The organism is Streptomyces sp. NPDC008317 (assembly GCF_042955955.1).
Lineage (GTDB): Bacteria > Actinomycetota > Actinomycetes > Streptomycetales > Streptomycetaceae > Actinacidiphila.
On record NZ_JBIBFQ010000004.1, the window covers coordinates 782,335 to 808,976 of the forward strand.

The 26,642-nt window shown below is 72.3% G+C and carries 24 protein-coding genes and 1 pseudogene; 6 read left to right on the forward strand and 19 right to left on the reverse strand.

From position 1 onward, the window contains the following. Positions 1 to 380: 380 nt before the first annotated feature. Positions 381 to 1,700 (reverse strand): PhoH family protein, encoded by a 1,320-nt coding sequence (locus tag ACFY9V_RS16720; protein ID WP_355347904.1) that lies wholly within the window; start codon positions 1,698 to 1,700, stop codon positions 381 to 383. 313 nt (positions 1,701 to 2,013) lie between these two features. Then, positions 2,014 to 2,775, reverse strand: a complete 762-nt coding sequence (locus tag ACFY9V_RS16725; RefSeq protein WP_355347900.1) for an isoprenyl transferase — start codon at positions 2,773 to 2,775, stop codon at positions 2,014 to 2,016. 112 nt (positions 2,776 to 2,887) lie between these two features. Between ACFY9V_RS16725 and mgrA the strand changes: the two genes are divergently transcribed. After that, positions 2,888 to 3,931, forward strand: coding sequence for an L-glyceraldehyde 3-phosphate reductase (gene mgrA, locus ACFY9V_RS16730; protein ID WP_355347898.1), 1,044 nt, complete (start codon positions 2,888 to 2,890; stop codon positions 3,929 to 3,931). Between the two features lie 364 nt (positions 3,932 to 4,295). Here mgrA and ACFY9V_RS16735 read toward each other — a convergent pair whose 3' ends face one another. Beyond that, positions 4,296 to 5,033 (reverse strand): prepilin peptidase, encoded by a 738-nt coding sequence (locus ACFY9V_RS16735; protein WP_391161699.1) that lies wholly within the window; start codon positions 5,031 to 5,033, stop codon positions 4,296 to 4,298. Between the two features lie 88 nt (positions 5,034 to 5,121). Here ACFY9V_RS16735 and ACFY9V_RS16740 point away from each other — a divergent pair, with 88 nt between their 5' ends. Further along, entirely contained in the window at positions 5,122 to 5,493 is a 372-nt protein-coding gene (locus ACFY9V_RS16740; protein ID WP_391161700.1) for a DUF192 domain-containing protein, read from the forward strand. Here the strand turns inward: ACFY9V_RS16740 and ACFY9V_RS16745 are convergent. Then, the gene (locus ACFY9V_RS16745; RefSeq protein WP_391161701.1) at positions 5,490 to 6,005 is read right to left on the reverse strand and encodes a hypothetical protein; all 516 of its coding nucleotides are present in this window, start codon (positions 6,003 to 6,005) and stop codon (positions 5,490 to 5,492) included. The two genes, ACFY9V_RS16740 and ACFY9V_RS16745, sit on opposite strands and share 4 nt — an antisense overlap. 50 nt (positions 6,006 to 6,055) lie before the next feature. Here ACFY9V_RS16745 and ACFY9V_RS16750 point away from each other — a divergent pair, with 50 nt between their 5' ends. Further along, on the forward strand, positions 6,056 to 6,820 hold the full coding sequence (locus tag ACFY9V_RS16750; RefSeq protein WP_391161702.1) for a GNAT family N-acetyltransferase: 765 nt from the start codon (positions 6,056 to 6,058) through the stop codon (positions 6,818 to 6,820). A gap of 243 nt (positions 6,821 to 7,063) precedes the next feature. On the opposite strand, the gene ACFY9V_RS16755 is transcribed toward ACFY9V_RS16750, so the two are convergent. The 11 genes and pseudogenes from ACFY9V_RS16755 to ACFY9V_RS16805 form a co-directional block, all read right to left on the reverse strand. Beyond that, positions 7,064 to 7,759 carry an OmpA family protein gene (locus ACFY9V_RS16755; protein WP_391049167.1) on the reverse strand — a complete coding sequence of 232 codons (696 nt, stop codon included), beginning with the start codon at positions 7,757 to 7,759 and terminating at the stop codon, positions 7,064 to 7,066. A gap of 5 nt (positions 7,760 to 7,764) precedes the next feature. Then, positions 7,765 to 8,352: a hypothetical protein gene (locus tag ACFY9V_RS16760; RefSeq protein WP_391161703.1), complete on the reverse strand. Its 588-nt coding sequence runs from the start codon at positions 8,350 to 8,352 to the stop codon at positions 7,765 to 7,767. Positions 8,353 to 8,383: 31 nt separating this feature from the next. After that, positions 8,384 to 8,947 (reverse strand): annotated as a pseudogene (locus ACFY9V_RS16765) (pilus assembly protein TadG-related protein); the annotation flags it as partial. Between the two features lie 32 nt (positions 8,948 to 8,979). Further along, entirely contained in the window at positions 8,980 to 9,240 is a 261-nt protein-coding gene (locus tag ACFY9V_RS16770; RefSeq protein WP_391049164.1) for a Flp family type IVb pilin, read from the reverse strand. A 424-nt stretch (positions 9,241 to 9,664) separates the two neighbouring features. Next, positions 9,665 to 10,567: a DUF5936 domain-containing protein gene (locus ACFY9V_RS16775; protein WP_355347874.1), complete on the reverse strand. Its 903-nt coding sequence runs from the start codon at positions 10,565 to 10,567 to the stop codon at positions 9,665 to 9,667. Between the two features lie 55 nt (positions 10,568 to 10,622). Beyond that, positions 10,623 to 11,579, reverse strand: coding sequence for a type II secretion system F family protein (locus tag ACFY9V_RS16780; protein WP_391161748.1), 957 nt, complete (start codon positions 11,577 to 11,579; stop codon positions 10,623 to 10,625). 59 nt (positions 11,580 to 11,638) lie between these two features. Further along, entirely contained in the window at positions 11,639 to 12,973 is a 1,335-nt protein-coding gene (locus tag ACFY9V_RS16785) for a CpaF family protein (protein ID WP_355347872.1), read from the reverse strand. Next, complete coding sequence (locus tag ACFY9V_RS16790) at positions 12,970 to 13,320, reverse strand: TadE/TadG family type IV pilus assembly protein (protein WP_355347869.1); 351 nt, start codon at positions 13,318 to 13,320, stop codon at positions 12,970 to 12,972. Before ACFY9V_RS16790 ends, ACFY9V_RS16785 begins: the two co-directional genes overlap by 4 nt. A 137-nt stretch (positions 13,321 to 13,457) precedes the next feature. Beyond that, positions 13,458 to 15,026, reverse strand: a complete 1,569-nt coding sequence (locus ACFY9V_RS16795) for an AAA family ATPase (protein ID WP_391161704.1) — start codon at positions 15,024 to 15,026, stop codon at positions 13,458 to 13,460. Next, the gene (cpaB, locus tag ACFY9V_RS16800) at positions 15,023 to 15,745 is read right to left on the reverse strand and encodes a Flp pilus assembly protein CpaB (protein ID WP_355347863.1); all 723 of its coding nucleotides are present in this window, start codon (positions 15,743 to 15,745) and stop codon (positions 15,023 to 15,025) included. Before cpaB ends, ACFY9V_RS16795 begins: the two co-directional genes overlap by 4 nt. Before the next feature lie 12 nt (positions 15,746 to 15,757). Then, positions 15,758 to 16,606: a hypothetical protein gene (locus ACFY9V_RS16805; protein WP_391049158.1), complete on the reverse strand. Its 849-nt coding sequence runs from the start codon at positions 16,604 to 16,606 to the stop codon at positions 15,758 to 15,760. 389 nt (positions 16,607 to 16,995) lie between these two features. Here ACFY9V_RS16805 and ACFY9V_RS16810 point away from each other — a divergent pair, with 389 nt between their 5' ends. Further along, the gene (locus ACFY9V_RS16810) at positions 16,996 to 18,492 is read left to right on the forward strand and encodes a glycosyl hydrolase family 18 protein (RefSeq protein ID WP_391049374.1); all 1,497 of its coding nucleotides are present in this window, start codon (positions 16,996 to 16,998) and stop codon (positions 18,490 to 18,492) included. A 110-nt stretch (positions 18,493 to 18,602) separates the two neighbouring features. Here the strand turns inward: ACFY9V_RS16810 and ACFY9V_RS16815 are convergent, their stop codons facing one another. The 3 genes from ACFY9V_RS16815 to ACFY9V_RS16825 are packed head-to-tail and all read right to left on the reverse strand — an operon-like array spanning position 18,603 to position 20,928. Beyond that, positions 18,603 to 19,013, reverse strand: a complete 411-nt coding sequence (locus tag ACFY9V_RS16815; protein WP_355347857.1) for a RidA family protein — start codon at positions 19,011 to 19,013, stop codon at positions 18,603 to 18,605. Next, positions 19,010 to 19,858, reverse strand: a complete 849-nt coding sequence (locus tag ACFY9V_RS16820) for an IclR family transcriptional regulator C-terminal domain-containing protein (RefSeq protein WP_391161705.1) — start codon at positions 19,856 to 19,858, stop codon at positions 19,010 to 19,012. The genes ACFY9V_RS16815 and ACFY9V_RS16820 overlap by 4 nt, the downstream gene beginning before the upstream one ends. Next, on the reverse strand, positions 19,855 to 20,928 hold the full coding sequence (locus ACFY9V_RS16825) for a PfkB family carbohydrate kinase (protein WP_391161706.1): 1,074 nt from the start codon (positions 20,926 to 20,928) through the stop codon (positions 19,855 to 19,857). Before ACFY9V_RS16825 ends, ACFY9V_RS16820 begins: the two co-directional genes overlap by 4 nt. 147 nt (positions 20,929 to 21,075) lie before the next feature. On the opposite strand from ACFY9V_RS16825, the gene ACFY9V_RS16830 reads away from it, so the two are divergent. Next, the gene (locus ACFY9V_RS16830; RefSeq protein ID WP_391161707.1) at positions 21,076 to 22,422 is read left to right on the forward strand and encodes an alanine racemase; all 1,347 of its coding nucleotides are present in this window, start codon (positions 21,076 to 21,078) and stop codon (positions 22,420 to 22,422) included. A gap of 439 nt (positions 22,423 to 22,861) precedes the next feature. Beyond that, on the forward strand, positions 22,862 to 24,466 hold the full coding sequence (locus tag ACFY9V_RS16835; protein ID WP_391161749.1) for an amidohydrolase family protein: 1,605 nt from the start codon (positions 22,862 to 22,864) through the stop codon (positions 24,464 to 24,466). On the opposite strand, the gene ACFY9V_RS16840 is transcribed toward ACFY9V_RS16835, so the two are convergent. Then, the gene (locus ACFY9V_RS16840; protein WP_391161708.1) at positions 24,369 to 26,630 is read right to left on the reverse strand and encodes a P-loop NTPase fold protein; all 2,262 of its coding nucleotides are present in this window, start codon (positions 26,628 to 26,630) and stop codon (positions 24,369 to 24,371) included. The two genes, ACFY9V_RS16835 and ACFY9V_RS16840, sit on opposite strands and share 98 nt — an antisense overlap. Positions 26,631 to 26,642 lie beyond the last annotated feature (12 nt).

The following is a 26,642-nucleotide window of genomic DNA, read 5'->3' on the forward strand; positions in this document are numbered from 1 at the left end:
GGTCCGCCAATACGGGCCGGTCGGTCACGGGGGCACTGGCCCGGTGCGAACTCCCGGAGGAGTCCCGCGTGGTGCTCGGGCGGCTCATGGCGGTCGATGTGGATTTGTGTGGAGCTGCTCTTCCCACGCCCCTGAAGGTGTAGGAGTGCCATAAGCGGGGCCTGACAGCCTCACACCCTGCCGTACGCGGACGCCGCGCGGCAATTTCCGGTTGAGTGGCAAAGCTCACACGCTGCGGAGGAGGGTAAATTCGAGCGGCGAACCCCGTATAACGCTAGGCTGCTGCGCCCTTCACGCCGGGCGCAGCAGCCTCAACTCACGCTATCACTCAGTAAATCCGGACACTTCAGGCCCCCCGCCATTCGGGGGCCGTGCCCCGGTCAGGCCCCGCCGTCCTCCAGCATCTCGGTGACGAGAGCGGCGATCGGCGACCGCTCGGAGCGGTTGAGGGTGATGTGGGCGAACAGCGGATGGCCCTTCAGCTTCTCCACCACCGCCACGACACCGTCGTAACGGCCCACCCGGAGGTTGTCGCGCTGCGCCACGTCGTGGGTGAGGACCACCCGCGATCCGGCGCCGATCCGCGACAGGACGGTCAGCAGGACGTTCCGCTCCAGCGACTGGGCCTCGTCGACGATCACGAAGGCGTCGTGCAGCGAACGGCCCCTGATGTGGGTCAGCGGCAGCACTTCCAGCATGCCGCGCGCCACGACCTCCTCGATGACCTCCTTGGACGTCACGGCCGACAGCGTGTCGAAGACGGCCTGAGCCCAGGGGCTCATCTTCTCCGCCTCGCTGCCGGGCAGATAGCCCAGCTCCTGGCCGCCGACCGCGTACAGCGGCCGGAAGACCATCACCTTGCGGTGCTGACGGCGCTCCAGGACGGCTTCGAGGCCCGCGCACAGGGCCAGCGCGGACTTGCCGGTACCCGCGCGCCCGCCCATCGACACGATGCCGACGTCGGGGTCGAGCAGCAGATCGAGCGCGATCCGCTGTTCCGCGCTGCGGCCGTGGATGCCGAACGCCTCGCGGTCGCCGCGCACCAGCCGCACCCGGCCGTCCTCGGTGACCCGGCCCAGCGCCTTGCCGCGCTCTGACTGGAGCACCAGTCCGGTGTGCACCGGCAGCTCGGCCGCTTCGGGCAGCGCGATGGACTCCTCCGCGAAGAGGGTGTCCACCTCGTCCGCCCCGACCAGCAGTTCCTCCATTCCCGTCCAGCCCGAGGTGATCGCCAGCTCGGCCCGGTACTCCTCGGCCAGCAGGCCGACGGAGGACGCCTTCACCCGCAGCGGCAGATCCTTGGAGACGACGGTGACGTCGTACCCCTCGGCCTGCAGATTGCGGGCGACCGCCAGAATGCGCGAGTCGTTGTCACCGAGCCGGAATCCGGCGGGGAGCACCCCGGGATCCGAGTGGTTGAGCTCGACACGCAGCGTGCCACCGACGTCACCGATCGGAATCGGTGCGTCCAGACGGCCGTACCGGATCCGGAACTCATCCAGCAGCCGCAACGCCTGGCGGGCGAAGTAGCCGAGTTCCGGGTGGTGGCGCTTGGCTTCCAACTCCGTCACCACGACGACCGGCAGCACAACCTCGTGCTCGTCGAAGCGGGCGATGGCATTGGGGTCTGCGAGCAGCACGCTGGTGTCGAGTACGTACGTGCGCCGGTCGTTGTCACGGCGATTCTTGCTGGTCACCACGTGTGGACGAACCCCCTCGGGAGAGGTCGAACTGCGGTACCGGCAACCATGGGCCGGATGCCGGTCTCCCAGTGATATGCCCTGGAAAACCGTCGCCCATGCGAATGCATATGACAGTCATCCGACGGTCATCGCCCGGTCACCGACCGCTCACCGGCCATTACGCGGGAGAAACCGGCCTCCGCACGCCGTCGTGGAGCCCTCGCGGCACCGGATTCAGGCCGCCCCCACGCCCCCCGTACGGCCCACACCGCGCCCCGCGCGGCAGGGGCTCCACGGGGTCTTCCGTACCCGCGCGCCGGTAGGGAAGTCGTCAGGTGCCGTAGCGCCGGTGCCTGGCCGCGTAGTCGCGCAGCGCCCGCAGGAAGTCCACCTTGCGGAAGGCGGGCCAGAAGACCTCGCAGAAGTAGTACTCCGAGTGGGCGCTCTGCCAGAGCATGAAGCCGGACAGCCGCTGCTCCCCCGAGGTGCGGATCACCAGATCCGGGTCGGGCTGGCCGCGCGTGTAGAGGTGCTCCGAGATGTGCTCGACGTCCAGGATCTCGGCCAGGTCCTCAATGGTGGTGCCGCGCCCCGCGTGCTCGTGCAGCAGCGACCGTACGGCGTCGGCGATCTCCTGCCGGCCGCCGTAGCCCACCGCCACGTTCACCAGCAGGCCGCCGAGCGCGTGCGTCTCCTGCTCGGCCTCCTTGAGCACCGACTGGGTGTGCGCGGGCAGCAGGTCCATGGTGCCCACGTGGTGCACGCGCCAGCGGCCGGTCGCGGCCAGTTCACGCACCGCGTCCTCGATGATGCCCAGCAGCGGCACCAACTGGTCGGCGGGGCGGTCCAGATTGTCGGTGGACAGCAGCCACAGCGTGACCACCTCGACACCGGTCTCCTCGCACCAGCCGAGCATTTCGGAGATCTTGTCGGCCCCGGCCCTGTGCCCCTGCTCGGGGCTGCCGCCGGACGCCTTGGCCCAGCGCCGGTTGCCGTCAAGGATCACGCCGATGTGCTTGGGGCCCTGCGCCACGTCCAGCCGGCGTTCCACCCTGCGGGAGTACAGCCCGTACACCAGGTCGCGCAGATTCATCGCACACCAGCCCCTCCTGGGCCTGTCGCCCGGCGGCCACACTACTGCGCACAAGGGCTCGCGGACGAACCGGGGAGGCGGGGCCGACACCCCCGCGTGATAAGCAGAGACCGTGAATATTCGTTCCCTTTACCGCGCCTCCGACGAGCGCTACGACTCGATGGAGTACCGCAGGACCGGCCGCAGCGGCCTCAAGCTCCCCGCCGTCTCCCTGGGTCTGTGGCACAACTTCGGCGACGACCGCACCCTGGACTCCCAGCGCGCCATCCTGCGCCGCGCGTTCGACCTCGGCGTCACGCACTTCGACCTCGCCAACAACTACGGCCCGCCGTACGGCGCCGCCGAGGCCAACTTCGGCACCCTCTTCGCCCAGGACTTCCGGCCCTACCGCGACGAACTGGTCATCTCCACCAAGGCGGGCTACGACATGTGGCCGGGACCGTACGGGGAATGGGGCTCGCGCAAGTACCTGCTGTCCTCCCTCGACCAGTCCCTGTCCCGCATGGGCCTCGACTACGTCGACATCTTCTACTCCCACCGCTTCGACCCCGACACGCCCCTCGAAGAGACGATGGGCGCGCTGGCGACCGCCGTCCAGCAGGGCAAGGCGCTCTACGTCGGCATCTCCTCGTACGGTCCCGACCGTACGCGGGAGGCCGCGCGCATCCTGCGCGAGCTGGGGGTGCCCGCGCTGATCCACCAGCCCTCGTACTCCATGATCAACCGGTGGATCGAGGACGAGGGTCTGCTGGACGTCCTGGAGGAGGAGGGCATGGGCTGCATCGGCTTCGTGCCGCTCGCCCAGGGGCTGCTGACCGACCGTTACCTCGGCGGCATCCCCGAGGGGTCGCGGGCCGCCCAGGGCAAGTCCCTCAACCCCGGCCTCGTCAACGACGAGACCATCGGCCGGCTGCGCGCCCTCAACGACATCGCCGCCGCGCGCGGCCAGTCGCTCGCCCAGCTCGCCCTGTCCTGGGTCCTGCGCGACCCCCGCGTCACCTCCGCCCTCATCGGCGCCTCCTCCGTCGCCCAGCTCGAGGCCAACGTCGCCGCCGTCGGCGCCGCCCCCCTCACCGCCGAGGAGCTCTCCTCCATCGACGCGCACGCGGTGGAGCCGGAGGGGGTCAACCTCTGGTCGGTCAGCAGCGAGGCCTAGCCTGCGGCTCGCTTCCGTTTAAAGGGGGTGCCCCCTTTCGCCCCTCACCGGGCGGAGGGGGGCACCCCCCTTTCTTTCGGGGCTCGGGCCCCGGACCTGCGGCTGCGCCGGGCGGTACGCCGCGTTTTTCAGGGGCGCGGGGAACTGCGCGGCCGGCCATGGCGATGGCTGCGCGTCACCACCGGGCCCGGAGGGGCAGTTCGGTGGTCTCCCGACCACCGGGCCGGTGGGGGCTGAGCGCGCAGTTCCCCGCGCCCCTGAAAAGCCTGGCCTTGCGCAGGGCGAGCGCGCAGTTCCCCGCGCCCCTGGGGGGCAGCCTCTTGTGGAGGGCGGGCGGACAGGGGGGCGGGGGCCTGAGGGGGGCTCAGGGGGTGAGCAGGAGGGCGGTGAGGGTGCCGAGGAGCATGAAGGGCCCGAACGGCAGTGGGGTCTTGCGGGTGGCGCGCCGAGTGGCGATGAGGGCGAGGCCGATGAGGGCACCGAGGGCGAAGCCGAGAAACGTGCCGGTGAAGACGGTGGGCCAGCCGTACCAGCCGAGGGCGAGGCCGAGGGTGGGGGCGAGTTTGACGTCGCCGAAGCCCATGCCGGCGGGGTTGATGAGGAAGAGGAGCAGGTAGACGAAGCCGACGGCGAGGGCGCCGAACAGGGCGCGCGGCCAGGAGCCCCGGTGATCGGGGAGCAGGGCGGCGAGACCGAGCAGCGCGGCGGTGCCGAGGAAGGCGGGGAAGGTGAGGACGTCCGGGAGCCGGAAGACCTTGAGGTCGACGCGGCCGAGGACGAGGCCGAGCGGCACCAGCAGGAGCCAGACGACGAGTTCGGGGTGGGCGCCCACCCTGACGGCCAGTCCGGCGCAGGCGAGCGCGCACACGAGGGCGAGGACGACGGCGGGCCCGTAGGAGCCGTAGGAGCCGCGCTCGGCGCAGCGCGGGCAGCGCGCCGGTCCGAGCCAGCCGCGTATGCCCTCGGGCAGCGGATGGCCCTCGGGGCAGTGCGCCGCCCACGGCTCACCTGAGGGGACGGCCAACCGGTAGGCGGCGCGCGGCAGCGGCAGGCCGCTGACGATTCCCCACACGGCGGCGGCCACGATCGGATAGACATGCACCGGGCCGACCGTACACGGCCGCCGCGGACCCGTAACGGGGCCCGTACCGCGTCACCTGCCGCCTGATCGAGCACCCCGGGGAGTGGCCATGCGCCGACGTTGGCGAGACGGTGACGGCACGCTGCGTACGCCCGACGCCGAGGTGCCGCTGCGGGTCGCCGCGTCGTACCGGGCGCGGACCCGCGGGCTGCTCGGCCTGGACGGGATCGAGGGCGCCCTTCTGCTGACCCCGGCCTCCAGCGTGCACACCGTACGGATGCGGTTTCCGATCGACGTCGCCTATCTGGACCGCCGGCTGCGCGTCCTGGCCGTCCGTACGATGCCGCCCGGCCGCGTCGGCCGCCCCCGGATGCTGGCCCGGCACGTCCTGGAGGCGGAGGCGGGCGCGCTGGCGCGGTGGGGGGTGCGCAAGGGGGTGCGGCTGGAGGCGGACGTGGGAGGCGGGCCGGACAGGCCCTAGCGGTTCGGGTCGGTGGCGAATTCGATGCTGTTGATGATCCGGCGCAGCAGCATCGGGTCGGCCGCGCCGTCGGCCGTCCAGGCGCGGACGGTGACCGGGTGGCCCTCGTAGTCGTGCAGGCGGACCTCGACGCGGGCGGCGGGGCGGCCGTCGGGGGCGGCCTGGGCGTAGCTGAGGACCTGGCCGGGCTGGCCGTCGAAGTCCAGCGACTCCTTGCGGGCTGTGGCGAGGGCGGTGGCCGTCGCCTTGTCGGGGGGACCGCCGGCGCCCGGATTGGCGCTGACGGCGACCTCGGCGTCCGTACGGCCGTCAGGGCCGCGCAGCACCGCCCCGCCGCGCACGTCCTGCCAGGTCTTGGGGACCGCGACCGCCAGCGGGTCCGCCCGCAGATAGCGCCAGCCGTCCGGGGCTCCGGCGCCGACCGAGCAGGCGGAGAGGGTGGCCAGGACCAGGCAGGTCAGGGCGGTGCCGGTGAGCGAATACCGGCGGCTTTTCGCCGTTTTGTTCCGCATGCGGGCAATCTACGATGCGGCGGCCCGCATCTCCTTGATAGGCATGCGGAATGCCCGCGACCTCTTCCGCCCGTTCCACCCACGAGATCGGCCGCCTCCGCGACCTGCCCACCGACGACTCGCTGTGCCGCTGGGCGGCGCAGGACCTGAGCGCGGGCCGGGCCTTCGTCCGCGGCGCGGCGGTCGCGGTGGCGGCGCCGAACCTGTCGCTGCTCGACCGGCTCGCGGTCACCGGCCCCGCGGACGACGCCGTCCCGCTCGTACGCGAGGTGCTGCGCGAGGTCGGCCCGAGCTATCGGCCGCTCGGCGACCGGGAGTTGATCGACACGGTCGTGCGCGCGGTGCCCTCGCTGCGGCCGGTGGCCGGTTTCGGCTGGATGGACCGTACGGGGCCGCCGGTCGGGCCCGTCCCCTCGGGAGACGGTTCCGCCCGGTGGCTTCCGGACAGCGCCGCCCCGGAGGTGGGCGCCCTGCTGGACACCGCCTTCCCCGCCTCGTACGCCTACCCCGGCCGCCCCGGCGCGCGGGACCGGTGGGCCGGGGCCCGCGTGGACGGGCGCCTGGCCGCGGTCGCCGCGCTCACCTGGTGCGCGCCGACGGTCGGGTACGTGGCGGGGGTCGCGACCGCCGCGGCGGCGCGCGGCCGGGGGCTGGCCCGCGAGGTCTGCGCGCTCGTCGTCGCGGAGGCGCTGGCCGTTCACGGCACCGCCGCCCTGATCGTCGACGACTCCAACGCCCCGGCGCTGCGGCTCTACCGCGGCCTGGGGCTGGCCTACCGGCCGCTGCGGGCGGCGGGGGTGGAGAAGACGGGCTGAGGGTGGCGTTCGCGGGGGCCCTGCGGGGGCGGCCTATGGGGGGCACGCGGGTGCGGGGCGGCGCCGGGCGCGGGACAGGCACGAAAGCGCGTGCGGTGCCAGGTGCGGCGCGGGTGCGGGTGCGGGCGCGGGCGCGGGCGCGGGCGCGGGAAAAGAAAAACGGGCCGGTTCGCAGGGGGGGAGAGCGAACCGGCCCGAGGGGGGGAGTTACACCGTACCGCGTCAGAGCGACCGCTCAGCACGTTACGCGGCAGGTGGCGTGAAAGTGATCTCGACGCGGCGATTCTGACTGCGTCCGGTTTCGGACGAATTGTCGGCAATCGGGTAGTCCTCGCCGTACCCACGAACCTGAAACGTGTGGGACGGGTCACCGGCGCTGCCCATTTCCGTTGCCAGGACTTGGTAAACGGCGTCGGCGCGTTGCTTCGAGAGCACCATGCCGTGCTCGGAGCTGCCGAGATTGTCCGTGAACCCGAACACCCGGATGGGTGACGTCACATGGCGTGCGGTGATGTCGTCCGCGATGGCCTGGATCCGCGAGGTCGCCGTGGGCGACAGCACGGCGCTGTCCTTCTTGAACAGCACCTCCGACTGGAGCGCGTAGGTGACCGTCGAGTTCGACGTCTCCTGCCGCTGCTCCGGCTGGCTCGCCTTCGTCGACGACTCGTCCGTCACGGACACGATGTCCAGCACCTTCGCCGGCGCCAGCGTCGAGCCCTCCGGCAGCCTGAGTCCTGGCGACGTCGGGTCGATCCGCACGGGGGCCGTCGGCGTGCTGTCACCGGCCGTGGGCGGCGGATTCGTGTCGGCCACGGCCGCGGTCCCCCCGGCCACCGTCCCGGCGGCCAGCACGAGCACGATCACCACACCCGCGGACAGGGCGGCCCGCTGACCTCCGGCGCGGGATGCCGCCCCGGGCGGCGACGCGTTGCGCTTCATCGTCCTCACCCCTCCGAGATCGTGATCTTCGCGGGCGGCATCGTCGGCAGCTCGAACGACACTTGGGTGGTGGCTTCCGGCGGGGCGGGGAACTGGGCGAAGAACGGGCGGGATTCCTTGGGCTGGACACTCAGCAGCTTCATCGTGCACAGGCACTTGCCGTCCGTGTCGCGCAGTACGTAGTAGCGCTTCTTTCCGGCTTCGTCGACGAGGACCGCGCCCGCGACCGACGCGCCGGACGAGGACAGCGCGGTCTCGTTGCCGACCCAGTTGTCCGCGTTGAAGATGTTCGTGCCGTTGTTGGTCACAACCCCCTGGACCGTGACGAATCCGCCGGAGTCCCGCACGGCCGAGTTGATGGTGACCTCGATGTCCCTCTCGCCCTTGATCTGGGCGAGGATCTGGGTCGCGGTGGCGCTCGGCGCGGCGGTGTCACCGCCGCTCGATCCAGGGTTCTTCGACGCGCTCGCGGAGGTGGACGGCTTGTTGTCCGCCTTGTCACCGCCGCCGCCTCCGCCACCGCAACCCGCCAGCGTGATGGCGGCACCGGCGGCGAACGCCACCGCAATCGTCGCCCTGTGCCCGTATCGCATCGTTCCCCGTTCCCTCATCGCTCGGCCGCCGTCACTTGCTCAAGTGGACGGTGTAGAAGGTCGACAGGTCCAGCACGAAGCCGCCCGCCGTCGGATCGACCGTCACATGGTCGCCGTTGCAGATGAATCCGATCGCGTTGCCGTCCTTGTCGCCAAGTCCGCAGCGCGGTTCGACCACCGCGGTGGCGGTGGCCTTGGCGTGCTTGGTCTCGGTGCCGTCGACCACCGAGGTGCCGACCGTGCCCAGGGTCGTGACGGAGACGGTGTATCCGAGCGGTACGCCGGAGGCCCGGCCGCAGCCGTCCGGAGCGTCCACGGCGGCATCGTTCTGCCCGGCGTACGAGGACGCGGCAGCGCACGCCTCCGCGTCGTGCGCCCCCAAATTCGCCAGCAGTTTGCCCAGTTGGACGAGGTCGCCCGAGGTCAGTGCGGCGAGGAAGTCGGCGGACGCGGCATCACGGTCCGCGCGAGCGGCGGCAAGCGCCGCCGAATCCGCCGCGGTCTGGGCGGAGTTGCGGACGACCGCGGCCTGGCCGACCGCGAAGTACGCGAAGGCCAGGAAGAACAGCGCGGCCATGGACACGATGTAGATGCCGAGGGTCTGACCGCGGTCATCCCCGAACCGGCCTACTTGCCGTTTCCGGCGGTGATCTTGTCGATCATCGAGTTGATGCCGTCCTTGATCTTCGTGCCGATGTCCGTCGTCCCCGCCAGCACTCCGATGATCACCGCGATCACCACCGCGATCCCGAGATACTCGAACGACGTCTGACCCCTGTCGGCCGACCCGTCCGCCGACCGGTCGGCGATCCGGGCCGCGAGTCTGTCCGTGCGGTCGCGCAGCCAGATCTCGGTGTCCGTGTAGCGCCGGACTACCCACCTGTTCATCATCGTTCGCCCCATTCTTCGTCACCTGACGGATGCGTGCGACGGCCGCGTTCCACCTGTCGGGGTAGGTGTCCACGGCGCACCGCCTCTCGCTGGTCGTGTTGCCGTCCGCAGCGGATCGGTTCTGATTGCAGGTGCAAATATGGTTGCGAATGCAAAGGTACACCCGAACCTCGGACATCCGCAGCCCGTTCTGCGCCAATTGGCGCTTACAGCATGCCGGTTGATCACACTGTGTGGCCAGCGGATCACAGTAATCGCCAGGTCATCAACCGCTCATCTCCGGTCATCGGCCGCCGTCTCCGCTCATCGTCACCGGTCACGCGCGCGCCGCGTCCGGCGGCCACGACCGTCATCCGCCCGGTCGTCCGCGCCGACACCCGCCCCATCACCCGGCCCGACGTACGAACCACCACCCGCCCCGTCATCCGCCGCTGCCGAAGGTGTCGCCGAACTGGATGTGGGAGCCCATGATCGTGCCGGTGATCAGCAGGATCATGGTCGCCGGAACGAGGATGGTGGTGATGACGCCGGTGGCGCGCGGGACCATGCGGGCGGCGCGGCGGCGGGCGTTCTGGGCCTCGGTGCGGCGCATGTCGTTGGCGATCTGGAGGAGGGTGCGGGCGATCGGGGCGCCCAGTTCCTCGCCCTGCTGGAGGGCGGTGACGAACTGGCCGACCTGGTCGCTGCGGTTGCGCCTGCGGAGCTGGTCGAAGGCGTCGCGGCGGCTGACGCCGACGTCCATCTGACGCAGGGCGACCCGGATCTCGTCCGACCAGGGGCCCTGGTACACGGCGTTGACGCGTTCCAGGGCCTGGCGGAAGCCGAGGCCCGCGCTGACGACGACGGCGAGGACGTCGAGGAAGTCGGGGAGGGTGCGTTCGATGTCGTCGCGGCGGCGGCGGACGGCCAGCCAGATGCCGAGGTCGGCCCACCACCAGGCGTACGCGGCGAGCAACAGGGCCAGGATCCAGTGCCCTTGGACGAGCAGCAGCAGGGCCGCGAAGCCGCCGAGGCCGCCGTAGACGGCGCGGCGGGCGGCGTAGCGCTCGACGGTGAGGCCGTGCGGGTGGCCCGCGTGGTCGATCCGGGCGCGCATTTTGGCGATCCGGGCCGGGCCCATCATCCGCATCACCATCGGCGCCCAGCGGATGCCGATCCGGTCGATGGCGTTGCCGGTACGGGTCGTCCGGGTCCTGCCGACTTCCAGCGCGAGGGCCAGGTCGTCAGGGAGCTTCACGTCGGCGCGCAGGAGTGCGACGGCGTGGACGACGCCGACGACGCCCGCGGCGACGACCGCCGCCAGGACGAGGCCGATCAGGAGCATCGGGAATTCCCTCCGGTCACCGGCCGGTTGCCGCGTGAGGTGTGCACGGTCGCGGTCATACGTCGATCCTCGACATCCGGCGGATCAGCGCGAAGCCGACCACGTACAGGCCCAGCGCGACCAGGACGCAGATCCGGCCGACGGTGGAGCCGGTCATGGCGCTGAGCGAGCCCGGCATGATCTGGTTGAGGAGCAGCAGGGAGCCGATGCCGATGACCGGGACCGCGTAGGCGGTGACGGTGACCTGGGACATCTGGGTGCGGATCTCGCGCCGGGTCTCCTTGCGCTCCTCCAGGGTGACCGTGAGGTTGCGCAGCGACTCGACGACGGAGCCGCCCGCGCGGCTGGAGAGCACCAGCGTGGAGACCAGCACGACCAACTCGCGGCTGGGCAGCCGCTGTTGCAGCTCGGCCAGCGCGTCCTCGATGGAGTGGCCCACCGCCATCGCGTCCGCGACCTGCTTCAGCTCCTCGCCCGCGGGCGCGTCCAGCTCCTCCGCCGCCATGGAGACGGCGGTGCGCAGGGCGAGCCCGGCCTGGGTGGCGTTGGCCAGGACGCGTGCGAGTTCGGGGAGTTGGGCGATGAAGCGCTCGGTACGGACGCGGCGGCGCCACTCCAGGAAGCTGTACGCGGACCAGCCCGCGATGAGTGCGGCGATCGGCCCGAAGAAGGGGGCGAGGACCGCCGCGGCGAGCACCCACGCGACGAGGACGACGCCGATCGCGGCCGCGGTGAACTGACCTGGCGTCAAGTTCGTTCCCGTGGCGGCCAGTCGGGCCGCGAGGCGCTGGCCCCAGGCGTAGCGGCGTACGCGGCGGTCGAGTCCGGCGAAGGCCGATTCGCGGGGGCCGCCGCCGAAGTCGCCGGCGAGCCGGTCGACGAGCGCGGCCCGGTCGGCCCTGCCGCCGCGCCAGGCGTGGCCGCCCCACACGGCCAGTGCGAGGGCGAGCACGCTGACGCCGAGGACGAGCAGCGGGTACGGTCCCGAGGCGAATCCGGGGCTCGCTGCCAGGTGTGGGAGACCGCTGCCGGGCGGGGCCGCGACCGCCGTCAACTCTTGCGGAACGGCGGTCACTTCGCCTCCCTGCTGTCGAGTTCGAGTTCGCTCGCGCCGATGCCGAAGGCGGCGGGTACGTGTTCGCCGGACAGGTAGAGCCGCTCGGCGATCTCGCGCGGGACGGGCCGGTGTTCGTACCAGCCGCGGACGATGCGGTCGACGCCGAGCGGTTCCGCGCGGAAGCGGGTCGCGGAGGTGAGCCGGAAGACGTCACGGCCGCGGGAGGACAGGACGGCGATCTCGCCGATCCTGCGGGTGCCGTCGATGTGGCGGTTGAGCTGGACGAGGACGTCCACGGCGCTGTTGATCTGGTCGCGCAGCGCCTCGAAGGGGATCTTGACCTCGCTCATCGACGCGAGCGTCTGGAGCCTGAGCACCGCGTCCTCGGCGGAGTTGGCGTGCACGGTGGCCAGTGAGCCGTCGTGTCCTGTGGACATCGCCTGGAGCATGTCGAGGGTCTCGCCGCCGCGGACCTCACCGACGATGATCCGGTCGGGGCGCATCCGCAGGGAGTTGCGTACGAGGTCGCGAATCGTGATCCGGCCCTCGCCCTCGACGTTGGGCGGGCGCGACTCCAGCCGGATCACATGCTCCTGCTGGAGCTGGAGTTCGGCCGCGTCCTCGACCGTGATGATCCGCTCGCCGTCGGGGATCAGCCCGGACAGCGCGTTGAGCAGCGTGGTCTTGCCCGAGCCCGTACCGCCGCTGACGATGATGTTGCACTTTGCGCGCACGAACGACGAGAGCAGCAACAGCATGTGCTCGTCCAGCGTCCCGAGAGCGATCAGCTCCTGGAGCGTGTACGCGCGCGGGAAGCGGCGGATGGTGAGCGTGGGCCCGGTCAGCGACAGCGGCGGGATGATGACGTTGACGCGCTCGCCCGACGGCAGCCGGGCGTCGACCATCGGATTCGACTCGTCCACACGGCGGTTGACCGTGGAGACGATCCGCTCGATGGTCTGGAGGAGCTGTTCCGCCGACGAGAAGCGGGCGGCGACCGCCTCGACCCGGCCGCCGCGCTCGACGTAGATCTTGTCGGGGCCGTTGACCATGATCTCGGTGACGGTGGGGTCTTCGAGCAGCGGTTCCAGGATGCCGAGGCCGAGCGCCTCGTCCACCACGCGGCGGATCAGCGCGGCGCGTTCCGCCGTGGACAGCACCGGGCCCTCGCGGCTGATGATGTGGCCGAGCACCCGTTCCAGCCGGGCCCTGCGCTCGCCCGGCGCGAGCGCCGACATCTCCGCGAGGTCGATCTCCTGGAGCAGTTTCGCGCGGTAGACGGCCACCATGTGGCCTTCCTGCGTCTGCGGGGTCGCCTCTTCGACGGCGAGGCGGGCACGGAGGCTCATCGTGTCGTGTCCTCCTTCGGCATGGTGGCGGAGCGCTTCACGGGGTCGAAGAAACTGACGCCCGGCAGGACGGACGGGACCTTCACCGTGGCCTGCGCGGTCACGGTCGTCGTGTCGGACGTCGTGAACCGGATCGTCGCGGTCAGCCAGTCGCTCACCGCCGCCTGGCCGGCCTGCTGGCCGGCCGCCTCTCCCCCGTTCGGGCCCGCCTGCGCGGCGGTCCTGGCCGCCGTCCGGGCCGCCGTGCCGGCCTGTTCGCCGCAGTACGCGACGAGGCCGAGTTGGATGCCCGCGAGGGCGATCAGGAGCAGGAACGGGAGCATTCCGAGGTATTCGAGCGATGCCACTCCCCGGTCCCGGGCGGACCCGCGGTGCCTCTCGGGGGCGCCGCCCCCGAACCCGCGCCGGGAGGGCCCCGAAGGGGCGCGGGGAACCGCGCGCACGGCGGAGGTACGGGCTGCGGGAGCCCGGCGGCGGGAGCGCTTCATCGCTTGGCCGTTTCGTCCAGCGTCTTCGCGTGGCCCGAGATGGGGACGAAGTCGCCGATGCCGGGGATGAGGAGGGGCATTTTGAGGGTGACGGTCGCCGAGACGGTGCCGTCCGCGCGGCTGACCGAGGTGTCGCCTGGCCCCCACGCGCTGGGAAGGTCGCTGCTCGCGGCAGCGGAGGCGTCGGAACCCACCGCCGCGGCCCGGGCCGCCTGATCGGCGGCGTTGCCCGCGAGCGTGAAGGTGTAACCGGCCAGCACCGCCTGCCAGATGAGCAGCAGGGTGATGAGGATGATCGGCGTCATGCCGAGGGTTTCGAGGGTGACCTGGCCCCGGTCGCCGCGTTCGGACCGCTCGCGGCGCTGCTTCTTCCCGCGTGCGGCGGGCAGCGTCGCGCTGCTGACCAGGCCCAACTCCCCTGCCAGTGCCCAGATTCCGGCCTTGACGGTGGAACGGGCGTCGAGGTCCTGGAGGCGGCCGGCGTCGATGACGGCCTGGAGTTCGCGGAATCCGGCGGGGATGACGGAGGTCGCCATGCGGGTGCCGGTGATGCGGCCGATCAGCGACGGCTGGATCTCGGTGCCGCGGGTGTGGCGGTTGACGACGGCGGTGGTGTCCTGGGGCTTGCGGATCTGGAGCCGGTCCCACATGCGGACCATGCGCTTGGCGGCGCGCACGGCGATGACGTCGGGCGTGAGCACGAGGACGGCGGCGTCGGCGACCTCGACGGCGACAGCGTTGGCGCTGGTCATCTGGGTGCCGCAGTCCACGACGACGACTTCGTAGCGCTGCCGGAGTGCGGCGAGGACGAGGCGGGCCGAGCGGTCGGTGACGTCCTCGCCGCGTTCGCCGTCGGCGGGGGCGAGCAGCAGGGCGGGGCCGGACTCGTGGACGTACATGGCGTCGTGCAGGACCCGGGAGGAGACGTCCGCGATGTCGGCGAGGTCGGCGATGGAGCGGCGGAACTGGACGTCGAGGTAGGAGGCGATGTCACCGCCCTGGAGGTCGAGGTCGACCAGGGCGGTGGAGCGGCCCGACGCGTGGGCGGCGAGGGCGAGTTGGACGGCGGTGACGGTGGTACCGACGCCGCCCTTGGCCCCGGCGACGGCGATGAGGGTACCGCCCGCGACGGCGGGCAGGGCGCGCTGCGGGCCGAGGTGTCTGCGGACGCCGGCCGACCAGGTGGCGGCGGCTTCGACGCGGGCGCCCAACTCGTCGTAGGAGAGCGGGAATCCGACGACGCCTCGGGCGCCGGAGTCCATGGCGGCGGCGAGCACGGCGGGGCTGGGGTCGGCGGTGAGCAGGACGACGCCGATGGCGGGGAAGCGCAGGGCGACGTCGCGGATGAGGTCGAGCGCGGGCATCGGTCCGATGCCCTCCTGCACGATGACGACCTCGGGCAGTTCGTCGATCCCGGCCTCGGCGGCGCGCGTGAGGGTTTCGAGCAGCGCCGTGGAGTCGCCGAGCGCGGGTGCCGGTTCCGCGCCGGGCAGTTGGCCGAGCAGGCCGAGCAGGGCGCGCGCGGCGTCGGGGTCGGCGGTTCCGGCGAGGATGCGTACGGTCACGGCTTGCCTCCGGTGCCGCCGTCGCCGCTCAGGGTGTACGTGCGGTCGGTCTGCGAGGGTGCGGAGCTGTCACCTGGGGCGACCAGCGCGAGGCGTACGTGTTCCGCGAACGACTCGGCGTAGGCGACGCGTTGGGCGTCCCCGGCGTTGAGCGCGAAGGTGATCGGCACGCCTTCGGTGGACAGCCGCTGGGCGTTCTCGCTCTTGTCGAAGGCCTTGATCTCGCCGACGTCGATGACCTGCGCGCCGGACACGATGATCTTCGAGACGTCGGGGTCGGTGTCCTTGCGGCCCTGGAAGGTGGCGAAGATGTTGACCCGGGCGCCGGGGGTGATCTTGCCCGCGACGCCGGTCTCGGCGTCGATCATGATGGCGATCTCCATCTGTCCGGCCTGGAGTTCGGGCCGGGCGGCGACCATGTCGGACTGGAGCAGCGAGCCTTTGCGCAGCGGCACGGCGGCGATCTTGCCCTGGAGCTGGCCGAGATCGCGTACGGCGGTGTCCGGCAGCCAGCGCTTCGGTATCCGGATCCGGTGCACCTGGGACGCGGTCAGCGCCTGGTACGCCGGTACGTCGGCGCTGAGTTCGTACGCGGTGACCTTCGGTCCGACCTGTGACCGCGCGTCGCTGACGACGGCGAGCACTCCCGCGAAGGCGGCCACCGCGCAGATCACGGAGATCACGAGGAGGACGACACCACGACGCTGACGTGAGTTCATGTGCGGGCGGACCTATCGCTTGTGGGGTTCGAGTTGGGGGCGGCGCGGTGTCTCGACCTCGCGCCCCGGCCGGGCGGCGGCGTGCTTCGCCGGAGCCGTACGATCCCCCAGCCGTGTGGCGCAGAACAAGCACTGGTCACCGATGACTTCGAGCCCGCACCAGGTGCAGGTGTCGCGCCGTACCGAGGTGACGAGTTGGTAGAGCATGCCCACATCGGCGATGTAGGCGGTGAATTCGACCAGCCGGGACGTGCCCCACCAGCGTGGGGAGTCGGTCGGCAGCGGCACTTCGCGCAGGTGCTGGGCGCGCCAGCCGCTGGCGAGCGGTCCGGTGACCCAGGCGGGGTCGACGCCCTTGCCCGCGACGGCGAGCTGTGTCTGGTAGCCGGGCCCCGGCGGGACGGTGCCCGGTTCGGCCTCGGCCAGGTACGGCTCGGGGTGCGCGAGGACGGCGAAGTGCCGTCCCGGCACGAGGGACTTGACGTGGGCGCCCACGCCGACCGGGACGCGGTCGAGCTTGGCGACGGAGCCGAGCAGCGCGCCGGAGTGCAGGTAGTACGTGAGCAGCCGGGCGGCGCCCGCGAGGACGCCGGGGCCGAGGTCGGTGCCGGAGAGCTGGCGCAGTTGCTCGGCGAGCAGGGCGATGGCCAGCGGGGGCAGCGGGCTGGGGACGATCGCGATCCGGTCGGCTTCGAGGGCGGACCGCACGGTGTGCATCCGGCGCCTGGCGGGGTCGGCCGGTTCGGCCGGTGCCAGGGCGATGAGGTGCCCGTACGTGTCGAGCGCGGTCGTGGTGCGCGTCAACTGCTCTTCCAGCGAGAGCGAGAGATCGTCAGAGGTGACGGTGATGACGCTCGGCATGCGGAACCTCCCCTCCTGCGCCCGGTGGTGGCCGGTACCTGGCGATTCGCGGTCGTCAGCTTATCGATGTGTAGCGGCTTGGGTGCGGAAAGTTGCGGATCGGAAGTGGTGAACGACAGGTGTCCGGCGGAGGTCTTGACAACCGAATTGGTCTGGACCAACTTTCTCCCTGTCATCTGTTTTCTGCATGCGCTTCACATTGCTCCGCACGTCGGCACTTCAGGTCACCCGTTCACGTCCGTACGTCATGTCATGCGCCACCGCACTCCCACTACCCCCCAACTCCTTGCCCCCAGGAGGCAGTCGTGGAACGTGCATCGCACGCGAATCAAGCGAGCCATGCCCAGCACAGATCAAAGCTCGTCCGCTCGACGTTCTTCCGCCGAGGTATCGCGGGGCTGAGCGCCGCCGCGGTGATCGGCACCGGTGTCGCGCTCGTCGACATGGGCAGCGCCAGCGCCGCGACCACCAACCTCGCCGCCAACCCCGGCTTCGAGAGCGGCCTTTCCGGCTGGACCTGCACCGCGGGCAGCGGCAGCACCGTCTCCAGCCCGGTGCACTCCGGCTCCGCCGCCCTCAAGGCCACCCCGACCAGCAGCGACACCGGCCAGTGTTCCCAGGTCGTCAGCGTGCAGCCCAACTCCCAGTACACGCTCAGCGGTTGGGTGCAGGGCTCGTACGTCTACCTGGGCGCGACCGGCACCGGCGGCACCGACCCGTCCACCTGGACGCCGTCGGCCTCCTCGTACCAGCAGCTCAGCGTCAGCTTCACCACCGGCGCGAACACCAAGTCCGTGACGATCTACACCCACGGCTGGTACGCGCAGCCCGCGTACTTCGCGGACGACATCTCGCTGTCGGGCCCCGGCGGTACGGGCACGACCCCGCCGACCACCCCGCCGACGACGCCTCCCACGACGCCGCCGACCACTCCCCCCACGACACCTCCCACCACCCCGCCCACGACGCCTCCCACCACGCCGCCGACCAGCCCGCCCACCAGCAGCATCCCCAAGCACGCGGTCACCGGCTACTGGCAGAACTTCAACAACGGCGCCACCGTGCAGACCATCGCGCAGGTGCAGAGCCAGTACGACATCATCGCCGTCGCCTTCGCGGACGCGACGACCACGCCCGGCGCGGTCTCGTTCACCCTCGACCCGGCGCTGAACTACAGCACCGCGCAGTTCAAGGCGGACATCGCCGCCAAGCAGGCCGCGGGCAAGAAGGTGATCATCTCCGTCGGCGGTCAGAACGGCACCATCTCGGTCCGTGACTCCGCCTCGGCCACCAACTTCGCCAACAGCGTCTACACGCTGATGCAGACGTACGGCTTCAACGGCGTCGACATCGACCTCGAGAACGGCATCGACACCACCTACATGCCGCAGGCACTGCGCGCGCTGAGCGCCAAGGCGGGCTCGTCGCTCATCATCACGATGGCGCCGCAGACCATCGACATGCTCTCGGCGGGCAGTGACTACCTGGCCACGGCGCTGAAGATCAAGGACATCCTGACCGTCGTCAACACCCAGTACTACAACAGCGGTTCGATGAACGGCTGCGACGGCGGCGTCTACAGCCAGGGCACGGTGGACTTCATCACGACCCTGGCCTGCACCGCCATCCAGGCCGGGCTCTCCCCGTCCCAGGTCGGCATCGGCACCCCGGCGTCCACCAGCGCCGCGGGCTCCGGTTACGTCAGCCCGACCGTCGTCAACAACGCGCTGGACTGCCTCGCCAAGGGCACCGGGTGCGGGACCTTCCACCCGTCCACCACCTGGCCCACCATCCGCGGGGCCATGACCTGGTCCACCAACTGGGACGCCTCGGCGGGCAACGCCTGGTCCAACAGCGTCGGGGCCCACGTGCACGGCATGCCGTAACACGGAGTCCGCTCCAAGGGGGCGCCCCCTGTCCCGCACGTGCGGGACAGGGGGCGCCCCCGACGCGTTCCCCGCGCCCCGAAAGCTCTCCTCCCGCGCGGGAGGAGCCGTCACCCCAGGACGGCCAGGGCGTCGATTTCGATCAGCAGGCCGGCGGGGAGGCCGACGTAGATGGTGGTGCGGGCGGCGGGGGGCTCGACGAGGGAGGCGAAGAACTCGTTGTAGATGGCGTTGAGTTCGGCGAAGTGGTCCGTGTCCGTGAGGTAGACGCGGATCATGATGACGTCTTCCCAGGTGGCACCGCCCGCTTCGAGGACGGCCTGGACGTTGGCGAGGGTCTGGAGGGTCTGCTCGCGCAGGCCGGGGCCCGCGGGCGTCGGGGGCTGGCCCTCGACGGCCGGGAGGAAGCCGACCTGGCCGGCCACCTGGAGGAGATTCCCCTTGCGGACGCCGTGCGAGAACTTGGCGGGCGGCGCCGTGTGGGTGGCCGGGACGATCGCGGTCTTCTGGCCGTTGCTCATGCGGAGTTGTCCTTCACTGAATCTGGTGCGGGTACAGACGCGGATACGGGTACGGGTACGGGTACGGATGCGGGTACCGGTACAGATGCGGATGCGGGCGCGGGCGCGCTTCCCGACAGGTCGCGGCTGACGGCCTCGGCCGTCCGCAGCAACAGCGGGCGCAGGCGTAGCAGTTCGTCGGCGGGGACGACGACGTTGGGGGCCGAGAGCGACATGGCGGCGCAGACGCGGCCGTCGGGACCGCGCAGGGGCGCGCCGACGCAGTTGATGGACTCCTCGTGGCCGCCGAGGTCGGTGGCCCAGCCCTGTTCGCGGACGCGGGCCAGTTCGGCGAGGAACGCGGCGGCGTCGGGCGTGGACTTCGCGGTGTAGCGGGGGTACTCCAACTGCTCGGCCACCGAGCGCCGTTCGGGCTCGGGCAGGTCGGCCAGGAGCAGTTTGGCGACGGCGGCGACCGTGATGGCGACCGGGCGGCCGATCCGGGAGTACATCCGTACCGGATAGCGGCTCTCGACCTTGTCGATGTAGACGACCTCGCCCTGCTCGTACACCGCGAGGTGCACGGTGTGGCCGGTGCGTTCGTTGAGCGCGGCGAGGTGGGGGTGGGCGATGCCGCGGATGTCGAGGGTCTCGATGGCCTGCTGGGCGAGGGCGAACAGGCGGGCGCCGAGCCGGTAGCGCTGGTCCTGCTGCCGGTAGACCAGGCCGTGTTCGTGCAGGGTCCGCAGCAGCCGCAGCGCGGTGGACTTGTGGACGTCGAGCCGGGTGGCGACCTGTTCGAGCCCCGCCGGGCCCTCGGCCAGCAGCGGCAGGATGCTCAGCGCGCGGTCGACCGTCTGGCTCACCGCGGTCCCTCCTCCGTCGTCGTGGGCGCACGATCTCCGGACGCCGTCCACCCGGCGCCCAGCCGCAGTCTCCCCCATGCCGCGTCGTCCAGGGCGACCAGCGCGTCGGCGCGGGCGCGGCCGGGCGGCGTGCCGAGGTCGCCCGGCTCGGTCAGCGCGGCGGCGGCCAGCACATGGCCGTGCCTGACGCGGTCGCGTACGGGCAGGCCGCGCAGGGCCGCCGACAGGTACCCGGCGGCGAAGGCGTCGCCCGCGCCGACGTGCGCGACGACGTCGACCGCGAGGGCGGGGACGTGACGGCGTTCGTCGCCGTCGAAGACGGTCGCGCCCGCCTCGCCCTGCTTGACCACCAGCGTCCGCGGCTCGGGCAGCGCGGCCCGTACCGCGGCCGCGTCCGGCAGCCCCCAGGCGGCCTGCGCCTCGTCCTCGCCGACGAAGACGAGGTCGCAGCCGCGGGCGAGGTCGAGCGTGCGCCGGGGGTCGGCGTCGCGCCACAGCGCCGGGCGGTGGTTGACGTCGAAGGAGACCAGCGGGCGTCCCGGCGCGCGGCGGGTGAGGCCGCGCATCAGCTCCGCGCAGGTCGCGGAGAGCGCGGCGGTGATGCCGGTGAGGTGCAGCACCCGGCCGCTCCACGCGTCGGCGCGGGCGACGAGGTCGGGGGCGAGCGCGGAGGCGGCGGAACCGGCCCGGTAGTAGACGACCTCGGCCCGGTCGGCGGGGGCGTCCGTACCGACGGCGCGCTCGCCCGCCGTACGGAAGTACACGCCGGTGGGGCGGTGCGGGTCGCGCTGTACGGCGCTGACGTCGACCCCGGCCGCGGCGATCGTCTCCACCAGGTGGTCGCCGAAGCCGTCGGCGCCGACGCGGCTGATCCAGCGGGCGCGGTGGCCGGTGCGGGCCAGGGTGCAGGCCACGTTGGACTCGGCGCCGCCGATCGCGCGGTGGAAGGCGGGCACGTCGGCGAGGCGGCCGGGGCGGGAGGGGACGAAGGTGACCATGGACTCGCCGAGGCAGACGACGTCGAAGTCGGCGGCGCCGGGGGCGGCGCTCGGGCTCGTCGGTACGGTCACGGCGGTCACTCACTTCTGCGGGCCGCGGCGGGAGCGGCGGTGGCCTGGTGGGCAGGAGCACCGTTGACCAGGCACTCGCGGGGATGTTAGACAGCTTGCATCACTGTATGCAACGGCCGTTGCATATGTTGCAACTCGGGAGGTTCGATGACGGCGGACGTGGGCGGACACGGGGGCGGGGCCGGGGTCGGCACGGGAGCCGGTGCCGGTGCCGAGCGGGTGGCGGCGCTGGCGGCCGGGCTGCGCGGGGAGCGCGTCGACCACCGCTTCAAGGGGCTGCCGCCGGACGCCGAGGGGCTGACCGTCGGCGAGCTGGCCGACCAGCGCCGCGGCCTCTTCGACGGCGGCTTCACCACGCCCGTCCTCGTCCTGTCCCAGGCCGCCCTCGCGCACAACCTCGACCTGCTGGAGCGGTACACCGCCCAACACGGCCTGTCCTTCGCCCCGCACGGCAAGACGTCCATGGCCCCGCAGCTCTTCGCCGACCAACTCGCGCGCGGCGCCTGGGGGATCACCGTCGCCGTACCCCACCAGGCGCGCGTGTGCCGGGCGTTCGGGGTGCCGCGGATCTTCATCGCCAACGAGGTCGTCGACCCGGTGGCGCTGCGCTGGATCGGCGGTCAGCTCGACGCCGACCCCGGCCTCACCGTCGTCACGTACGTCGACTCCGTGCGCGGTGTCGAGCTGATGGACGCGGCGCTGCGGGACGCCGGGACGCGGCGGCGGCTGGACGTCGTGGTCGAGCTCGCGGGCGGCGAGGGCGCCAGGACCGGTGTCAGGACCGAGGACGAGTGCGCGGCCGTCGCGGCGGCCGTCGCCGCGACCGGCACGCTGCGGCTGACCGGCGTCGCCGGGTACGAGGGCGAGGTGCCGGACGCCGACCCCGAGCGGGTACGTGCCTGGCTGCGGCGGCTGGTCGCGCTCGCCGGCGCCCTCGACGCCGACGGGCTCTTCGGGGGCGCCGAGCAGATCGTGGTCAGCGCCGGGGGCTCCGCCTGGTTCGACCTCGTCGCGGAGGTCTTCGCGGACGTGCCCGCGATGTCCCTGCCGGTCCTGAAGCTGCTGCGCTCCGGGGCGTACGTCACGCACGACGACGACCACTACCGGCGGCGCACGCCGTTCAACCGGGTCCCGGACGAGGGCGCCCTCGAACCGGCCTTCCGGCTCTGGGCCCAGGTCGTCTCCCGGCCCTCGCCCACCCAGGCGTTCCTCAACGCCGGGAAGCGCGACGCGCCGTACGATCTCGGGCTGCCGTCCGTCCAGACGGTTCGCGGCGCCGACGCCGGTCCGCGTCCGGCGCCGGACGGGCTCACCGTCACCGCCCTGTCCGACCAGCACACCTGGCTGGCCGTCCCCGCCTCCGACCCCCTCGCCGTCGGCGACTGGGTCGCCCTCGGCCTCTCCCACCCCTGCACCACCTTCGACAAGTGGCCCCTCATCCCGGTCACCGCCCCCGACGCCACCGTCCCCGCCTACATCCGCACCTTCTTCTAACCCACCCGCCCCCCATGTCCTCAATCGCCGGACGGGCTGAAAGGGGTGTGCCGCGTCCCGCGCCGGAAGCGGTGCCCGGACGGCCCGGACCGTCTGGCGCGGACGGCGCGGACGGCGCGGGCGCAGGCTTCGCCCGCCCACCGGACGGGCTCGGCGGAGGCCGCCGGATGGGCGGGAAGGCGGCTCGGGTCCGGGCGGGACGACCGCCGGGTGCGAACCCTGGGCACGGGCGGCCGGTTGGGCGGGCGCGCCAGAAGCGCCGGACCAGCCCGTCCGGCGACCGAGGACGAAGCCCGCCGTCGGCCGACCAGCGCGAAGCAACGCACAGCCCGACCCGCGACCGACGACGCAACCCCCGCCAGCCGACCAGCCCGTCCGGCGATTGAGGACTAGCCCGGCGGCGATGAGCGGCAACCGTGACGACATGAAAGGCCCCGCCATGGATCTCGTGTTCCGCGACGCTCGCGTCATCGACGGAACGGGGGCGGCGTCGTATGTGGCGGACGTGGGGCTGGCGGGGGGCCGGGTCGGGGAGATCCGGCGGAAGGACGGGGGGCGGCGGCTCACGGCGAGACGGGTGGTGGACGCGGAGGGTCTGGCGCTGGCGCCGGGGTTCATCGACATGCACGCGCACAGCGACCTGGCGCTGCTGCGGGACCCGTCGCACGAGGCGAAGGCGGCACAGGGCGTGACGCTGGAAGTCCTCGGCCAGGACGGCCTGTCGTACGCGCCGGTCGACGACCGGACGTTGGCGCAGGTGCGGGCCCAGATCGCGGGGTGGAACGGCGACGGCTCGGACGTGGAGTTCGACTGGCGGAGCGTCGGCGAGTACCTGGACCGGCTGGACCGGGGCATCGCGGTCAACGCCGCGTATCTGGTGCCGCAGGGCACGGTCCGGATGCTGGCGCTGGGCTGGGAGGACCGCCCGGCCACGGCGGCGGAGCTGGCACGGATGAAGGAACTGGTCGCCGACGGCCTGGCCCAGGGCGCGGTGGGCCTGTCGTCGGGGCTGACGTACACGCCGGGGATGTACGCGTCGGACGCGGAACTGACCGAGCTGTGCCGGGTGGTGGCGGCGTACGACGGCTACTACTGCCCGCACCACAGGTCGTACGGGGCGGGCGCGCTGCGGGCGTACGAGGAGATGGTGGCGCTCACCGAACAGGCGGGCTGCGCGCTGCACTTGGCGCACGCCACGATGAACTTCCCGGAGAACGAGGGCCGCGCCCCCGAACTGCTGGCGCTGCTGGACGCGGCCCTGGCCGCAGGCGCGGACATCTCGCTGGACAGCTACCCCTACCTCCCCGGCTCCACAACCCTCGTGGCGATGCTGCCCAGTTGGGCCACCGAGGGCGGCCCCGAGGCGACGCTGGCCCGGCTGCGCGACGACGCGACGGCGGCGCGCATCCGCCGGGTGATGGAGGTGGACGGCGCCGACGGCAGCCACGGCGTCCCCGTCGACTGGTCGGTGATCGAGGTCGCCGGGGTGCGCGAGCGCTCGCTGGCCGCCCATGTCGGGCGCAGGATCGCGGACTTCGCGACCGCCCGGCGGCTCCTGCTGGAGGACCGGCTCGCCACCACGATCCTCCAGCACGTCGGCCACGAGGAGAACGTCCGGGCCATCATGCGGCACCGCGTGCACACCGGCGGCTCCGACGGCATCCTGCGCGGCGACAAGCCGCACCCGCGCGCGTACGGCACCTTCCCCGAGTATCTGGGGCGCTACGTCAGGGAGTTGGGGGTGCTGCCCCTTGAGGAGTGCGTGGCCCATCTGACCGGCAGGCCCGCCGCCCGGCTGCGGCTGCCCGATCGCGGCCTGGTCCGCGAGGGCTACCGCGCCGACCTGGTCCTGTTCGACCCGGCCACCGTCGCGGCCGGTTCCACGTACGACCGCCCCCGCGCCCTGCCCACCGGTATCCCGTACGTCCTGATCGACGGCCGGTTCGTCATCGAGGACGCCCGTCGGACGGACGTGCTGGCGGGACGCTCGGTGCGGCGGACCGAGGCGCGAGGAACGGCTGGTCGGCGAACGGCCCGGGGATGACGCCCCCTGGGGCGAGAGTCCCTGAGGTGAGGGTCTCGGCGATCGCCGGTACGGCGGTCAGGTCGTCGGTGATGACCGCCTCCAACGCCCCGGCGGCGGCCCGGTCGTTGGGCGTGATCCGCCCGGAGTAGAAGATCACCGGACCCGCGTAGCCGCGTGACCTCACACCGCGTACCAGCGCGAAGCCCTTGGCGGGCTCGTCCGCGAAGCCCGCGTGGCAGAGCAGCAGGGCGGGGCGGTGTTCGGCGAAGATCTGGACGAGCTCGGCTTCCGTGTCGGCGGGGAGCACGGCGGAGCTCACCGTCAGCAACTGGGCGATGGCACGGCCTCTGCCCCGCGCGAAGCCCGCCGCCACCGCGAGCGCGAACGTACGCTCCGGCGTCCCGGCCGGGTAGCCGGAACCCTGTTGCGGCGCGTGCCAGACCGGTGCGTCGGCGCCGTACCCGGCCAGTTCCGGGTCGTCGAGCGCGGGGCTCACCGACTGCGGCCGCTCCAGCGGATCCGGCTCGTACGGCGACCCGTCACCGCGCGGGTAGCCGTACCCCTGCACGGGCCCCTGCCCGTACCCCGGCACGGGCCCCGGGTACGGCGGCGTGCCGACCCCCGTATCCCCGTAGTCGACCGACGATCCGCTCGGCCCCGGTGACGCCACCGGGTCCCCGGCCGGTTCCGGCCCGGCCGCGGGCTGCGGCGCGCTCTCCCACGGACCGGCCAGCGGCGGATACGGCGCCGCCTCGCCGTCCTCGGTGCCCTGCCGCAGCCGTCGCAGCACCAGTTCGGACTCGGGCAGCGCCACCAGGTCCTCGACCAGGGAGACGAAGGCGGGGTCGCCCGCCAGGTCGGGGAAGCCGACCGGGAGCTGGGCTTCGAGGTCGGCGAGGACCGTGCCGTGGTCCTCGTGCCCGTGCAGCGGCGGCAGGGAGTGGGCGCGCAGGAAGTCGGCGACCATCGGCCGGTCGGGGTCGGCGAGCGGCGCCGGGGACCACAGGCGGGTGCGGACCCGGCGGTAGGTGCGGAATTCGCGCACCACGTCGGCGTCGTCCCCGGGCCCGGCGGGCGCCGTCATCATGCGGTGGAAGTCGGGATAGAGGTACTGGAGCAGCAGGGTGCGGATGACGGCCTCGGGGCGGATGCCCGCCCAGACCGGGTTGAGGCTCGCCTCCAACAGCAGGCCGTTGAGCAGGCGTTTGACCCGGCGCGGGTTGCGGGCGGCGCGGTAGGCGAGGAGTTCGACCAGGTGCGGGTCCAACAGGTGGTCGATACCTGCCAGTTCGGCGCAGGAGCGGACGTACGCCTGGATCTCCCGGCCGCTGGGCGCGGGGATGCGGTAGCTGGTCTGGAAGATCTTCTCCACGAAGGCGGCCCCGGCGGGCGAGAGGTCCGGCAGCAGTCCGCCGGGGCCGATCGCGGCGCGGTCGCAGCCGATGACGAAGGCGAGGCCCGGCACGTCGAGGTAGACCTTCACGGCCTCGCAGACGGCGAGGAAGGTCTGCTCCGAGCAGCGGTCGAGGTCGTCGATGAAGATGACGAGGAGTTTGCCGCCGGGCGCGGAGCCGCGCGTCGCGGTCCACTCGCCGACCATGTCGCGCAGCGCGTCCCGCATGCCGTTGCGGGCGCCCGCGTCGACCGACAGGCGCTTCCACAGCTCGTCGACCATGCCCGCCACGCCGAGCGGCCCGGCGGCGACGACGGTCAGCGCCCGTAACAGGCCCATCAGGGCGCCGCCGGCCCTGATCCGGCGCAGGGCGCGCCGCAGGATGCTGGGGTCGACCTGGTTGAGCACCGATTTGATGAGCCCTTCGAGGGCGTCGCCGCCGGTCGAGGTCCAGGCGTTGTACCAGACGGTGTGCACGTCGGGGAACCGCTGGAGCCGTACGTCGACCAGCCGCATCAGGCTGCTCTTGCCCATCCCCCATCCGGCGTCCACCGCGAGGGTGAAGGGCGTCGCGTCGCGCGAGGCCACCAGCAGTCCGGTGAGCTGCGCCGCGGCCCGGTTGGCGCCGAGCAGGTCGCGCGTCTCGTCGGCCACGGGTTCGTCGTTGAGCAGAGCGAACGCGGGCGGGGTCACCGGCGGGTACGAGGACCCGTACGGGAATGCGTACGGCGTCGCGTAAGGCGTCGCGTACGGCGACATGGGCGGCGGTCCGGCCGCTGGGGAGGACACCGTCCAAGTCTG